This window comes from Microbispora sp. H10670 (genome assembly GCF_014161385.1).
Lineage (GTDB): Bacteria > Actinomycetota > Actinomycetes > Streptosporangiales > Streptosporangiaceae > Microbispora > Microbispora triticiradicis.
In genome coordinates, this window is the sequence record NZ_JABBWW010000020.1 from 1 (window position 1) to 13,183 (window position 13,183).

The window sequence follows — 13,183 nt, forward strand, 5'->3', positions numbered from 1 at the left end:
GATCACCCATCCCCTCAGCCACGCCCTCGCCTGGTCCCAACACCGACGACACCACCAAGCCCGCGCCCGAGCCAGCCACTACTGGAAACGCTGGCTCCAACATCACGAAATCAGGCTGTAGTACTAGTGGGGGAGAGGCGGCTCAGGGGTTGAGCTTCTCGTGGGCGGCGCCGTGCCATTCGAGGAGCAGCACGGTGGCGTCGTCCTGCAGCCGGTGATTCTGGTAGTCCATCACGGTGCGGATCAGCCGCCGCAGGGTCTCGGGCACCGGCAGCCCCGCGGCGTTCTGCTTGATCATGAACTCGACGAACCGGCCCAGGCCGAACTCGCCGCTGTCGGGGTTGCGCATCTCGGTGATGCCGTCGGTGTAGAGGAGCAGCCGGTCGCCGGGCTCGAGTTGGTCCCGGCAGAGCGTGACGGGAAGCCCGAGATCGAGTCCCATCGGATGGGCGGGCGGGCACTTCAGGGTGGCGATCCACCGGCCCCCGCGGATCAGCACCGGCGCGTGGTGACCGCGGTTGACCCAGCTGAACACGCCGGTGTCCAGGTCGAGGTCGCCGATGATCGCGGTGACGAAGCGGTCGGCCCGGCCGAACTCGTCGATCAGTATTCGCTCGATCATCTCGCTGTTCTGCGCCAGGCCGTGGCCCTGCCGCCGGTTGTTGCGGCAGGCCGCGACGGCCAGGTTGGCGGTCAGCCCGGCCGACACGTCGTGTCCCATCGCGTCGAAGACGCCGACGTGCGCCACGTTGCCGGAGGTCGAGTAGTCGAAGGCGTCCCCGCCGATCTCGTACGCCGGTTCGAGGACCGCGCCGATCGCCACCGTCGGCGTGGCGAAGGTGAGCGGGGGCATCAGGTTCCACTGCATCTCGGCCGCCACGTGCATCGGCCGGGTGCGCACGAGCCGCGCGTAATAGTCGCTGAACGACCGCCTGCTCACGACGATCAGGGAGATCAGGGAGGCGATGTGCCGCATCCGGTCGCCGAGGCCGGCGTCCTCGGCGGCGGGCCTCATGTGCAGGACTCCCAGGCGCTCGGTGCCGTCGAGCATCGGAACCCACCACTGGACCGGGTTGTCGCCGCGCAGCGGGCGCACCTCCTGCAGGGCGCGGCCGGCCAGAGTGGTGTCGATCTTCAGCTCCTCCGGCTGGGCCTCCTCCTCGGCCGGGCCGCACAGCCTGCGCAACACGTTCTGCTGCAGGTCGCAGAGGTAGACGGAGATCCCGTCGAAGCCCGCCAGGTGTTTGTAGTTGTCGATGAGCGCCGGAATGCCTTCGAACGCCGTCAGGTGGCTGTCCGCCAGCATGTTCGTCAGCGCGCCCAGCAGATCGCGGTCCTGAGAAGAAGGGGGGATGCCCTGCTCCATCCTGCTCACCCCCAGGGGTCCTTCACTACCTACCTTCGATGCTGCCCTTCATCCGGTTCTGGGCCAACTGGTATCGACTTTTTTGGACACGGATGACCAGTGCTTCACCGGCTCAGTCGAAGAAGCGGGCCAGCCGCCGCTCGTCCGCGGGCGTGGTGCCGTCCTTCGCCGGCACGAGGTCCGCGTAGACCGTGGACTCGTCGCGGGTGACCAGCAACGGGAACCAGCACCGGCCCGAACCGTCGGGCCGGCACAGGTGCTTGAAGGTCGCGACGTCGATCAGCCGCAGGTGGGTGGGGTCGGCCACCGCGTTGACGTGCCGCCACCAGGGGGCGAGGACGTGCAGCACCCCGCCGGGCCGCAGGATCCGGTGACACTCCCGCAGCAGGGGCAGGTAGTCGGCGAGGTGCTCCAGCACGTGCACCACGAAGACCTGGTCCACCGACTCGTCCGCCAGGGGCACCCCGCGCGACAGGTCGGCCAGCACGTCGACCATCGGCCCGGGGGACAGGTCGAGACCGAGGTTGTCGCGGTGCTGCTTGGTGCCGCCGCAGCCGAGATCGACGACCCGGGGGGTGACGCCGGCCACCCGCACCCGGTCCCACACGGCGAGCACCCCGGCCAGCCGGCCGAGCCGCTCCCGCAGCACCGCGAGAGCGGCGGCGTCCGGCACGTCTCCCTCGACGTGCGCAACCGCGCCGTCGAAACACACCCGCACGTCCAGGCCGCGCAGCCGGGGGTCGTGCGCCAGCAGGTCCGCCGCCGCCTCCTCCAGGTCCCGGTCGACCAGGTCACGCCGCCGCCTGTCCATCCGCACGCCCCCGCCGCTCCCGGCCCGCCGCCGGCTGTCTGACGTGTACCCGCCGCGGACCCCCGGGGACCGTCGCGCACGCACGCTCCGTACGGGTCTGTGAGAAGGTGAATGAGGACCGTACAACGGGGGCAGGTGAGCGGTCATGTGCGATCCGCGGACCGGGGGGACCGGCGGGCGGCGGAGAGGACACGTGGGAGGAGACGCGGACGTGGTTGCCGAAAGATCCGGAGCGCGGGACGCGAGAGGCACCTCACCGGAGCCGCTGACGCCGGAGCCGGACGACGGCGGGCTGGAGAAGATGATCGGCGGAAAGACCGACATCGAGACACCGGCCGCCGAGACGCCGCCCCCGACCGGTGACGAGTCGGCGATGCCCGAGCCCGAGCCGGAAATCGGCCCGACCTCCTGAAGGCCCGGTGAACGGCTGACATGGCTGACTACGTCGGCGCGGTCGACCAGGGGACGACCAGCACCCGCTTCATGATCTTCGATCGGTCCGGCAACGAGATCGCCCGCCACCAGCTGGAGCACCAGCAGATCCTGCCGCAGGCGGGCTGGGTCGAGCACAACCCCACCGAGATCTGGGAGCGCACCCGCGCGGTCGCCGAGACGGCCATGCGTACGGCGGGCCTGCGGGCGTCCGACCTCGCGGCGCTCGGCGTCACCAACCAGCGTGAGACGACCGTCGTCTGGGACCGGCGCACCGGCCGCCCGTACTACAACGCCATCGTCTGGCAGGACACCCGCACCGACCGCATCGCCGCGGCCCTGGAACGGGAGGGCAAGGGCGAGGTGATCCGGCGTAAGGCCGGGCTGCCGCCCGCCACCTACTTCTCCGGCGGCAAGATCCAGTGGATCCTGGAGAACGTCCCCGGGGTTCGCGAGGCCGCCGAGCGCGGAGACGCGGTCTTCGGCACCACCGACACCTGGCTGCTGTGGAACCTCACCGGCGGCGTGGACGGCGGCGTCCACGTGACCGACCCCACCAACGCGAGCCGCACGATGCTGATGGACCTGGAGACGCTCGACTGGGACGACGAGCTGCTGTCGTTCTTCGGCGTGCCCCGGCGGATGCTCCCCGAGATCCGGCCGTCCGCCAATCCCGGCCTGTACGGCGTGACCCGCGCGGGCGGCCCGCTCGGCGGCGAGGTCCCGCTCGCGGGCGACCTCGGCGACCAGCAGGCCGCGACCGTCGGCCAGGTGTGCTTCGAGCCCGGCATGGCCAAGAACACCTACGGCACCGGCAACTTCCTGCTGCTCAACACCGGCACCGAGCTCGTGCGGTCCCGGCACGGCCTGCTCACCACGGTCTGCTACCAGTTCGGCTCGGCCAAGCCCGTGTACGCCCTGGAGGGGTCGATCGCGGTCACCGGCTCCGCCGTGCAGTGGCTGCGCGACCAGCTCGGCATCATCTCGGGGGCGGCGCAGAGCGAGGCGCTCGCCCGGCAGGTCGAGGACAACGGCGGCGTCTACTTCGTGCCCGCGTTCTCCGGCCTGTTCGCGCCGTACTGGCGCGCCGACGCCCGGGGCGCGATCGTCGGCCTGTCCCGCTACAACACCAACGCCCACCTGGCCCGCGCCACCCTCGAATCGATCTGCTACCAGACCAGGGACGTCGTCACCGCGATGGAGCAGGACTCCGGCGTCGTCCTCGACGTGCTGCGGGTGGACGGCGGGGTGACGGCCAACGAGCTGTGCATGCAGCTCCAGGCCGACATCCTGGGCGTGCCGGTCTCCCGGCCGGTCGTCGCCGAGACCACCGCGCTCGGCGCGGCGTACGCCGCCGGGCTCGCCGTGGGCTTCTGGAAGTCCACCGACGATCTCAGGCGCAACTGGCACGAGGACCGCCGCTGGGAGCCCACCTGGACCGGCGAGCGGCGCGAGCGCGGCTACGCCGGATGGCGCAAGGCCGTCCAGCGGACGCTCGACTGGGTCGACGTCGACTGATCACGGATACGGAGGGGCCTCCGTCGTCCGCGACAGCACGTCGAGCAGCAGCCCGGGCGTCTCCACCACGGCGAGGAGCCCGGCGCCGGCGAACACAGGTGCGCCGAACTCGGCCGGGTCGCCGAACCCCCACGTCACGGCGACGGTCCGGACGCCGCACGCGGCGGCCCCGGCGACGTCCTCCAGGCGGTCGCCGACCATGACGGTCGCGTCCGGCGGCGCGCCGAGGACGTCGAGCGCGTGGCGGACCACGTCCGCCTTGTGCCGCCGCGACCCGTCCAGCGTGGCCCCGGCGACGTACGCGAAGAAGCCGTCGAGGCCGAAGTGCGCGAGGATCTTCGCCGCGAAGACGGCCGGTTTCGACGTCGCCACCGCCAGGGTCCAGCCCTCGGCGACGAGGGTCTCCAGAACGGCGGGGATGCCGGCGATCACCTCGTTCTCGTACATCCCGGTCTCGGCGAAGCGCTCCCGGTACGCGTGGATAGCGTCGCCGAGGCGCTCCTCGGGGACGCCGAGCATCAGGAAGCCGTCCTGGAGGGGAGGGCCGATCAGGGCGCGGAGCCGTCCGTGGTCCACCTCCGGGAGCCCGACGGCGGCCAGGGCGTGCCGCAGCGAGGCGACGATGCCGATCTCGGGGTCGGTCAGCGTGCCGTCGAGATCGAAGAGGCAGTAGCGGGCATCGGTCACGTGAGGCCGTCCGTTCGCGGTGGTCGTGCAGCCAGGGTCGTGCAGGCAGGGTCGTGCAGGCAGGGTCGTGCAGGTGGGTACTATTCCAGCCGGTCGTCCCGTCGCTTCGCACGGGTGCGGCAGCCGTACAGGACCTTCCCCCTGGTGCGCGCGGACGCGGAGGTGATCACGCGAGCCGCGGGTAGACCGGTGAGCGGGAGGTGAGGCCGATGACCACGCCGGAGCGGAGCCGTCCCCACGCGGAGCCCGAGGAGGGCGTGCGGCACGGCCGGCTGTCCGCCCGTCCCGTGGCCGTGCCGCGGGCGGCGTCGCCTCCCGAGCCCGGGATCCACCGCCTCGACGGCCGCGCCCTGCTGCACGTGCCGCCCGGCCTCGGGGACGGGCCGGCCCCGCTCGCCGTGGTGCTGCACGGCGCGGGCGGCACGGCGGAGCAGGCGCTGGAGTGGCTGGCCCCCGAGGCCGCCCGTCTCGGGGTGCCGCTGCTCGCGCCGCAGGCCGTCTCGGCCACCTGGGACGTGATCGTCGGCGGGTACGGCGCGGACGTGTCGAGGATCGACGCCACCCTGGAGGAGACGTTCGCCCGCGTGGCCGTCGAACTCGGCGGCGTGGCCGTCGCCGGGTTCTCCGACGGCGCCTCCTACGCGCTGTCGCTGGGGCTGGCCAACGGCGACCTGTTCCACGCCGTGCTGGCGTTCTCTCCCGGCTTCATGGCTCCGATGATCCGGCACGGCCGGCCCCGCGTCTTCGTCTCGCACGGCACCTCCGACCGGGTGCTGCCGATCGACCGCTGCAGCAGGCGCCTCGTCCCCGAGTTGCGGGACGGCGGGTACGACGTGACGTACGAGGAGTTCCGCGGCGGGCACCGGGTCCCGCCCGAGGTCGCCGCGGCCGCCGTCCGATGGTGGCGGAACCCTATCCCCGATGGTCCCTTATTCATGTAGGTAATAGGGGTTATTATCGCGGGTATGGGAGCACTGCTCGACCTCGTGCAACTGCGAACGTTCGTGGCCATCGCCGACTGCGGTGGCTTCGGCCGGGCCGCGTCCGCGCTGCGGACCAGCCAGCCGACCGTGAGCCAGCACGTCCGATCGCTGGAACGCGTCATCGGGCAACCGCTGGTGGAGAAGACCGGCAGGTCCACCCGGTTCACGATGGCTGGCGAGACGCTGCTCGTGGAGGCGCGGCGGCTGCTCGCCGTCCACGACGAGGCCCTCTGCCGGCTGGGGGCCGAGCGGACGGCGGGGCTGACCGTCGGCGCCGTCGAGCACGCGGGTTACCAGACGCTGCCCGACCTCCTCGGCGCGCTGATGGCGGCGCTGCCCACGCGGGACGTCGTGTTCCGGCTGGACCGCAGCACCCCTCTCGCCGAGGCGACCCAGAAGGGGACGCTGGACATGGCGCTGATCCTCGGCGTCGTGCCCGGCGTCGGCGGCAGGCAGGTCGCCGCGCTGCCGCTGCGCTGGCTCGCCGCGCCGGGCTGGTTCCTCCCGCCGCCGGACCGGCCGGTGCCGCTGGTGGCCTTCCAGGAGCCGTGCGCCCTGCGGCGGCAGGCCGTGAGCGTGCTGGAGGGGCTCGGCTGGCCGGTGCGGATCACCACGGAGGCGGTCAACCTGGAGGGTGTGCTGGCGGCGGCCCGCGCCCGGCTCGGCATCGCCCTGCTGCCCACCGCGTTCGGCGTGCCGAAGGGCCTGGAGGAGATCACTCCGCTCCCCGCGCAGGACCCGGTCGGGCTGCGCCTGCTGAGCAGGCGGGGGCTCGACCCGGAGATCGAGTCGAGTGCCTGCGCGGCCCTGCGCGAATTCTTCTCCTCGGTCGCGGAATTCCCCGGCGCGCTCGCCGCACAGGTTGCCATAGGGAATTCGAATTGATTTCAATCGGTATCGCAAATGGGTCGGCGACAATGGCCTAATAAGTTGACCGTCGCGTTTTGTCGTGGTGTGATTCCGTCGATGTCCTGAATTCTCCTGGTCCGCGGGACGGGAATTCGCCAATCGATCCGCCGGTTCCGCCGGGTTCCGGCTATTTCGGCGCGCCCGCGTGCCCCGCCCTCTTCTTTTCCCATCGCGACAGAAAAGGCCTCACCGATGTCAGTGAGCGACGACACCGCCACCCACGTGGACGGCGAACCGGCCGGGCGACGGGGCAGCCTGCGGTCCAGGCGTCCGGCGGTCGTGGCGGCCGCCCTGGTCGTAGCCGCGGCCATCGTCCTCGTCCTGGTCGTCACGACAGGCGGACGGGACGAGCCGTCCGCCGGACGGGCCGGCGCGGCCGGCCCGGTGGCCGGCGGCACCCTCACCTACGCGCTCGCCGGCACGCAGGTGTCGCTCGACCCCGCGGTGGCGGCCACCGCGGTGACCGGCCTGATCGACCGCAACATCTTCGACTCCCTGGTCGTGCAGACCGGTCCCGCCACCTTCGGGCCCTGGCTCGCCACGAAGTGGGCCGTGTCCGCCGACGGACGGACCTACACGTTCACCCTCAGGGACGGCGTCACCTTCCACGACGGCACGCCCTTCACCGCCGAGGCGGTGAAGGCGACGCTCGACCACGTGGTGGACCCGGCCACCAAGTCCGCCTACGCCGCGTCGCTGATCGCGCCGTACGAGAAGTCGCGGGTGGTGGACGACCACGTCGTCGAGGTGACGCTGAAGCGGCCGTTCACCCCGTTCCTGCAGGCCCTGTCGGTGCCGTACCTGGGCATCCAGAGCCCGGCGGCGCTGGCGAAGCCGGTCGCGGACTACCGCCCGGTCGGCACCGGCCCCTTCTCCTACGTCTCCTGGGAGAAGGACCAGCGGGTCACGCTGCGCAGGAACGCCATCCTGGCCACGGTCAACGTCGGCACCGCGCTCATCGCCGGGGCGTCGCTGAGCTTCCTCGGGCTCGGCCCGCAGCCCCCCGCCCCCGAGTGGGGCGCGATGCTCGCCCAGTCGCGCGACTACCTCGACGTGAGCTGGACCCTCGCCCTGTTCCCCGGGGCGGCCATCACGCTGACCGTGCTGTCCGCCACCGTCGCCGGGCGGGCCCTGCAGGCCCGCTACGAAGGACGGGAGGCCCGATGAGCGGCGACCACCCCTCCGCGCCGCTGCTGGAGGTGGCGGGGCTCTCGGTCGGCTTCGCCACCCGGCGCGGCGTCGTACCGGCCGTACGGGACGTCGACCTGTCGCTGCGCGCGGGGGAGTGCCTCGCGGTGGTGGGCGAGTCGGGATCGGGCAAGAGCGTCACGGCCCGGGCGCTGCTCGGCCTCGCCGGCGCGGGCGCCCGGGTGACCGCGCGGACGCTGACCTTCGAGGGACGGGACCTGCACACGCTGGGCGGCGGCCAGTGGCGGCGGCTGCGCGGCCGCCGCATCGGCTACGTCCTGCAGGACGCGCTGACCTCGCTCGACCCGCTCCGCCGGGTCGGCCTGGAGGTGGCGGAGGCCCTGGAGGTGCATGGCCTGGCGCGCCACGACGACCTAGCGGGGACCGGCGGCGGCCCTGCCGGCGTCTCCCGCCCACCCCTACACCGCCGACCTGCTGGCGGCCGTGCCCGGCCTGGACGGCCCGGACAACCCGGGCGGCGGTCCGGTGCGAGGGCTGCCGATCGTCCGGACCGGACCCCCGGCCGCCACCGGCTGCCCGTACGCCCCGCGCTGCGCGCTCGCCGACGACCGCTGCCGCTCCGAGCCGCCGCCCCCCGTGTCGTACGGAGAGGACGGGCCGGACGGGGAGGACGGGCCGGACCAGCAGGACCGGATGGTCCGCTGCTTCCACCCCGGGCGGGCGCGGCCCGCCACCGCCTCCCGAGCGCCGGCGGCGCCGGCCCGGGTGAAGGACCATGCCGTCGTCTCGGTGCGGGGCGTCACCAAGCGCTACCGCTCCCCGGACGGATCGTGGCGTACGGCCGTCGGCGACGTGTCGTTCGACCTGCGCGCGGGGGAGGCGCTCGGCCTGGTCGGCGAGTCGGGGTCGGGGAAGAGCACCACCGCGCGGATCGTGCTGGCGGAGATCGTCCCCGACGCCGGGACGGTGCTGCTCGACGGCGAGCCGTGGAGCGGGCTGCGCGAGCGCGACCGGCGCTCGCGGCGCTCCCGGATCCAGCTCGTCGACCAGGACCCGCTGAGCTCGTTCGACCCGCGCTTCACGGTCGAGCGGGTCGTCGGCGAGGCGGTGCCGGAGAGGATGCCGCGACGCCGCAGGCGTGAGCGGCTCGCCGCGCTGCTCGGCCGGGTCGGGCTCGACCCCGCCCTGCTGGACCGCGTGCCCGCCCGGCTGAGCGGCGGCCAGCGCCAGCGGGTCGCGATCGCCCGCGCGCTCGCCCCGGGCCCCGAGGTGATCGTCTGCGACGAGCCGGTGTCCGCGCTCGACGTCACCGTGCAGGCGCAGATCCTGGCCCTGCTCGCCGAGCTGCGGCGCGGGGCCGGGGTCGCGCTGCTGTTCATCTCGCACGACCTGGGCGTCGTCCGCCAGGTCTGCGACCGCGTGGCCGTGATGAAGGACGGAAGGCTGGTCGAGACCGGCGCCGTCGCCGACGTCTTCCGCGCCCCGCGCGCCGCCTACACCGCAGAACTGCTCGCCGCCGTCCCGCGGATCGACGCGGGGCGTACGGCGGGAGCACTCCCGCACGCCGATGTCAACCTGGAGGCCCCATGACCTCGCCCAACCCCTCCTCTGGCTCCGCTGACTCCTCGGCCGGCCCGGGTCCGCGCGCCGTCCTCGTGACGGGCGCGGGGTCGGGCATCGGCCGGGCCACCGCCGAGCTGTACGCGGAGCGCGGCGTCGCGGTGCTCGCCGTGGACCACGACGAGTACGCGCTCAAGGAGCTCGCCGTGCTCGACGGCGTGCTGACGCTGGCCGGCGACGTGTCGCGGGAGGAGACCAACCACGCCGCGGTGGAGCTGGCGGTCCGCGAGTTCGGCCGCCTCGACGCGGTCGTGCTCAACGCCGGCATCGGCGGCACCCGGCCGTGGGAGTCCCCGGGGGCGGTGGAGGCCGCGGAGCGGATCTTCGCGGTCAACCTCCGCGGCCCGATCCTGGGCATCAGGGCCGCCGTGCCCGCCCTGCGCGCCGCCGGGGGCGGGGCGGTCGTGGTGACCGCGTCCGTGGCCGGGCTGCGCGCCGACCCCGGCAACTGGGCGTACAACGCGTCGAAGGGCGCGCTGATCAACCTCGTCCGCGCGGCGGCCATCGACCACGCGCCCGACGGCATCCGGGTCAACGCCCTCGCCCCGGGGCTCACCTGGACGCGGATCAACGCCGGGGTCCGCCGGGACCCCGTGCTCACCGCCGAGATCGAGCGCCGCATCCCGCTCCAGCGGTTCGCCGAGCCCCGCGAGCAGGCCGAGGCCGTCTGGTTCCTCACCTCGCCCGCCGCGTCGTACGTCACCGGGACCGCCCTGGTCGTCGACGGCGGACTCGACGCGAGCCTCGGCATCCTCCCGCTGCCGCCCGTACGCCCGTGACCCGCACGCCCGTGACCCGCACGCACCGACCACAGCGACCGACAGGAGAAGGAGACCGCCGATGAGCACGACGGAGACGAGCATCACCGAGATCAACCGTACGGTGGCCAGGCGTTTCTACGAGGAGGTCGTCTCGCAGGGGCGGCTCGACGTCCTCGACGAGATCGTCGCCGACGAGGCGACGGACGGCGCGGTGCCCGCCGGGGGCAACCTCGGGCGGGCGGGGTTCGTCCAGCACATCACCTGGCTGCGCTCGGCGGTCGAAGGCGTGACCGCGACCGTGACGGACACCGTCGCCGAGGGCGACCGGGTCGTCGTCTACTGGACCATCGAGGGCGTGCAGCGCGGCGAGGTGTTCGGCGCCCCGCCGAGCGGACGCCGCTTCAGCGGCCAGAGCATCAGCACGATCCGGTTCCGCGACGGCAGGATCGTGGAGTACGAGGTGCTCCCCGATCGCCTGGGCATCCTGCAGCAGCTCAGCAGTTGAGGCAGCCGTCAAGGAGCGCGGGGAGGGGCGCTGCGGGGGGCGCGGCGCCGGCCGGTCGCGTCCCCACAGCCGGCTCATGCGGCCGGATCGTGCCGCCTGCTCGTGCGGCCGGCGAGTCGGCCTTCAGGGCCGGCCGGAGCGGTCGAGGAACCGGCGCAGGCCGTCCCGCACTCCGTCGGTGGACACGGTGGCGGCGAAGCAGGCAGCCTCGACCGCCAGTCCTTCGTCGATCGGCAGGTTGATTCCCCGGGTGACCGACCGAAGGCAGGCCGCGACGGCCGTCGGCGCGTGCCGGGCGATCCGGCCGGCCAGGTCCCGCGCGGCGCCGAGCAGGTCGGCGGCGGGCACGACGGCGTTGACCAGTCCGATCTCGGCGGCCCTGGCGGCGGGGATCGGATCGCCGGTCAGGATCATCTCCAGGCCGCGCTTGCGGCCCACGTGGCGCGGCAGCCGCTGGGAGCCGCCGAACGGCGGAGGGAACCCGAGGGTGATCTCGGGCTTGGCGAACGCCGCGTGCTCGGCGGCGAGCGCGAGCGGGGCGGCTTCGACGATCTCGCAACCGGCGCCGTAGGCGAGCCCGTTGACCGCGACGATCACGGGCTTGGGGAACTCCTCGATCCGCCGGGTCAGCGCGTGACCACGGCGGACGATCTCACGAAGGGCCCGCTCGGTCCCGCCCGCGACGCTGGCCGCGAGGGAGGGGATGTCCGCCCCCGCGCTGAACGCCCTGCTGCCGGCGCCGGTCAGCACGACCACGCGGATCGCGTCGTCGGCGTCGAGGCGGTCGAGCGCGGAGAGCAGCGCGTCGACGGCCGGATAGTCGAGCGCGTTGAGCTTGTGTTCCCGGCCGATCGTGATCGTCGCCAGGTGGTCGCTTCGCTCCACGTGGATGGTCATGCCCGGGGCTCCGTTCGCTCCGTACGCGGGGAGGTGGTCGCGCCGAGCCTAGGAACCGTATTCTGGGACGATCCAGAAATCGTCCCAGATACAGGGCTCACCCGGCATGCGGCCACCGTCCTACAAGGGGATCGTCGACGAGTTCGCGGCGGCGATCCGCTCCGGCGCGCTCCCGCCGGGAGCCCGGCTCCCGGCGCACCGCGATCTCGCCCGCGAACGGCGGATCGCGCTGGGCACGGCCACCCGCGCCTACGCCGAGCTGGCGGCGATGGGGCTCGTCGTGGGGGAGCCGGGGCGCGGCACGTTCGTCCGGCACCGGTCCGGTTACGACGGGCCGGAACCGTCACGCGCCCTGCCGGTGCCGCGCGTCGCCGACCTGTCGTTCAACCAGCCGCTGGCCCCGGACCAGGCCGGCGCGCTGCGCCTGGCCCTGCGGACCCTCGCCGCGTCGGGGGACGTCGAGTCGCTGCTCCGCCAGCACCCTCCGGGCGGACGCCGCCACGACCGCGCGGTCGTGGCCACCTACCTGCTCGACCGCGGGATCGACGCCGCGCCGGACGACGTCCTGCTGACGGGCGGGACCCAGCAGGCGCTCGACGCCGTGCTGCGCGCGCTGACCAGGCCCGGCGACGTGCTGGCCGTCGACGCGCTCAGCTACCCCGGCATCAGGCTCCTCGCCGCGGCGCACGGCCTCGACCTCGCGCCGGTGCCCGTGACCCCGGCGGGCCCCGACCTCGTCGCGCTCGACCGGCTGTGCCGCGCGCGGCCGGTCCGCGCGATCTACACCATGCCCACCCTGCACAACCCGCTCGGCTGGGTCCTCGACCGGGAGCGGCGCGCCCGAGTCGTCGAGATCGCCCGCGCCGCCGGCTGCCTGATCGTCGAGGACGGCACGTACGCGTTCCTCGACGCCGCGCCGCCCCCTCCGCTGCGGGCCCTCGCCCCGGAACGCACCTGCTACGTCGCCGGCCTGTCCAAGAACGTGGCGGCCGGGCTCCGGTTCGGCTTCGCCGTGGTGCCCGGACGGCTCGCCGGGGCCGTCACCAGGAGCCTTCGCTCGGCCGCGTGGAGCGCGCCGGGGCTCGTCACCGCGCTCGCCACCGGCTGGATCGGGGACGGCACGGTCACCCGGCTGGAGGAGGCCCGCCGGCGGGACGCCGCCGCCCGGCAGGGCATCGCCCGGGCGGCGCTCGGCGGCATGGACGTCGTCGCCCACCCCGGGTCGTACATCGTCTGGCTCGGCCTGGAGCCGCACCAGCGTCCCGACCACGTGGCGGCCGTGCTCGCGCAGGAGGGGATCCTCGTGTCCACCGCCGACGCGTTCGCCACCGGCGCCTGGAGTCCCCCCGCGATCCGGCTGGCGCTGGCCACGCCGCCCCTGGACGACCTCGGGCCCGCGCTGCGCCGCCTGAGATCCGCGATCGAGGCGATCCCGCCGTGACCCACCTTGACCCGCCGCAGCCCGCCGTGACCTGCCCGCGTGTCCGGGCCCGGGCCGGGTCTCCGGCGCCGGGCTCAGGCGCGAGGTCGCCAGGTCTCAGGTAC

The 13,183-nt window shown here is 73.7% G+C and carries 13 protein-coding genes and 1 pseudogene; 10 read left to right on the top strand and 4 right to left on the bottom strand.

Features of this window, described 5'->3' with window-relative positions; translation table 11 throughout:
* Positions 1-142: 142 nt before the first annotated feature.
* Together HHX33_RS24785 and HHX33_RS24790 are read right to left on the bottom strand one after the other, a co-directional pair.
* Positions 143-1,366, bottom strand: a complete 1,224-nt coding sequence (locus HHX33_RS24785; RefSeq protein ID WP_220502177.1) for a PP2C family protein-serine/threonine phosphatase — start codon at positions 1,364-1,366, stop codon at positions 143-145.
* Between the two features lie 112 nt (positions 1,367-1,478).
* Positions 1,479-2,177: a methyltransferase domain-containing protein gene (locus HHX33_RS24790; protein ID WP_182876818.1), complete on the bottom strand. Its 699-nt coding sequence runs from the start codon at positions 2,175-2,177 to the stop codon at positions 1,479-1,481.
* Positions 2,178-2,388: 211 nt separating this feature from the next.
* Here HHX33_RS24790 and HHX33_RS24795 point away from each other — a divergent pair, with 211 nt between their 5' ends.
* Both HHX33_RS24795 and glpK read left to right on the top strand, forming a co-directional pair.
* The gene (locus tag HHX33_RS24795; RefSeq protein WP_133305924.1) at positions 2,389-2,589 is read left to right on the top strand and encodes a hypothetical protein; all 201 of its coding nucleotides are present in this window, start codon (positions 2,389-2,391) and stop codon (positions 2,587-2,589) included.
* 20 nt (positions 2,590-2,609) lie between these two features.
* A complete protein-coding gene (gene glpK, locus HHX33_RS24800; RefSeq protein ID WP_182876712.1) occupies positions 2,610-4,127 on the top strand; it encodes a glycerol kinase GlpK in 1,518 nt (505 codons plus the stop codon).
* Here the strand turns inward: glpK and HHX33_RS24805 are convergent, their stop codons facing one another.
* A complete protein-coding gene (locus tag HHX33_RS24805) occupies positions 4,128-4,814 on the bottom strand; it encodes an HAD hydrolase-like protein (protein WP_182876713.1) in 687 nt (228 codons plus the stop codon). It abuts the gene before it with no gap.
* A 209-nt stretch (positions 4,815-5,023) separates the two neighbouring features.
* Between HHX33_RS24805 and HHX33_RS24810 the strand changes: the two genes are divergently transcribed.
* The 7 genes and pseudogenes from HHX33_RS24810 to HHX33_RS24835 all read left to right on the top strand — a co-directional run bounded on the left by HHX33_RS24810 (position 5,024) and on the right by HHX33_RS24835 (position 10,741).
* A complete protein-coding gene (locus tag HHX33_RS24810) occupies positions 5,024-5,755 on the top strand; it encodes an alpha/beta hydrolase (RefSeq protein ID WP_182876714.1) in 732 nt (243 codons plus the stop codon).
* Between the two features lie 24 nt (positions 5,756-5,779).
* Positions 5,780-6,682, top strand: a complete 903-nt coding sequence (locus tag HHX33_RS24815; RefSeq protein ID WP_111699485.1) for a LysR family transcriptional regulator — start codon at positions 5,780-5,782, stop codon at positions 6,680-6,682.
* A 216-nt stretch (positions 6,683-6,898) separates the two neighbouring features.
* Positions 6,899-7,873 carry an ABC transporter substrate-binding protein gene (locus tag HHX33_RS24820; RefSeq protein WP_182876715.1) on the top strand — a complete coding sequence of 325 codons (975 nt, stop codon included), beginning with the start codon at positions 6,899-6,901 and terminating at the stop codon, positions 7,871-7,873.
* Positions 7,870-8,142 (top strand): annotated as a pseudogene (locus HHX33_RS36440) (ATP-binding cassette domain-containing protein); the annotation flags it as partial. The gene HHX33_RS24820 and the pseudogene HHX33_RS36440, both read left to right, overlap by 4 nt.
* A gap of 187 nt (positions 8,143-8,329) precedes the next feature.
* Entirely contained in the window at positions 8,330-9,445 is a 1,116-nt protein-coding gene (locus HHX33_RS36445; RefSeq protein ID WP_396785655.1) for an ATP-binding cassette domain-containing protein, read from the top strand.
* A complete protein-coding gene (locus HHX33_RS24830; RefSeq protein ID WP_182876716.1) occupies positions 9,442-10,254 on the top strand; it encodes an SDR family NAD(P)-dependent oxidoreductase in 813 nt (270 codons plus the stop codon). The genes HHX33_RS36445 and HHX33_RS24830 overlap by 4 nt, the downstream gene beginning before the upstream one ends.
* A gap of 61 nt (positions 10,255-10,315) precedes the next feature.
* Complete coding sequence (locus tag HHX33_RS24835) at positions 10,316-10,741, top strand: ester cyclase (RefSeq protein WP_182876717.1); 426 nt, start codon at positions 10,316-10,318, stop codon at positions 10,739-10,741.
* A gap of 123 nt (positions 10,742-10,864) precedes the next feature.
* Here HHX33_RS24835 and HHX33_RS24840 read toward each other — a convergent pair whose 3' ends face one another.
* Positions 10,865-11,638 (bottom strand): enoyl-CoA hydratase-related protein, encoded by a 774-nt coding sequence (locus HHX33_RS24840; protein WP_182876718.1) that lies wholly within the window; start codon positions 11,636-11,638, stop codon positions 10,865-10,867.
* A 106-nt stretch (positions 11,639-11,744) separates the two neighbouring features.
* On the opposite strand from HHX33_RS24840, the gene HHX33_RS24845 reads away from it, so the two are divergent.
* Complete coding sequence (locus HHX33_RS24845; RefSeq protein WP_182876719.1) at positions 11,745-13,079, top strand: PLP-dependent aminotransferase family protein; 1,335 nt, start codon at positions 11,745-11,747, stop codon at positions 13,077-13,079.
* Positions 13,080-13,183 lie beyond the last annotated feature (104 nt).

Coding starts and splice junctions, on each gene's coding strand:
- HHX33_RS24785 (WP_220502177.1), bottom strand. CDS start 1,366: ATGGAGCAGGGCATCCCCCCTTCTTCTCAGGACCGCGATCTGCTGGGC.
- HHX33_RS24790 (WP_182876818.1), bottom strand. CDS start 2,177: ATGGACAGGCGGCGGCGTGACCTGGTCGACCGGGACCTGGAGGAGGCG.
- glpK (WP_182876712.1), top strand. CDS start 2,610: ATGGCTGACTACGTCGGCGCGGTCGACCAGGGGACGACCAGCACCCGC.
- HHX33_RS24810 (WP_182876714.1), top strand. CDS start 5,024: ATGACCACGCCGGAGCGGAGCCGTCCCCACGCGGAGCCCGAGGAGGGC.
- HHX33_RS24815 (WP_111699485.1), top strand. CDS start 5,780: ATGGGAGCACTGCTCGACCTCGTGCAACTGCGAACGTTCGTGGCCATC.
- HHX33_RS24820 (WP_182876715.1), top strand. CDS start 6,899: ATGTCAGTGAGCGACGACACCGCCACCCACGTGGACGGCGAACCGGCC.
- HHX33_RS24830 (WP_182876716.1), top strand. CDS start 9,442: ATGACCTCGCCCAACCCCTCCTCTGGCTCCGCTGACTCCTCGGCCGGC.
- HHX33_RS24835 (WP_182876717.1), top strand. CDS start 10,316: ATGAGCACGACGGAGACGAGCATCACCGAGATCAACCGTACGGTGGCC.
- HHX33_RS24840 (WP_182876718.1), bottom strand. CDS start 11,638: ATGACCATCCACGTGGAGCGAAGCGACCACCTGGCGACGATCACGATC.
- HHX33_RS24845 (WP_182876719.1), top strand. CDS start 11,745: ATGCGGCCACCGTCCTACAAGGGGATCGTCGACGAGTTCGCGGCGGCG.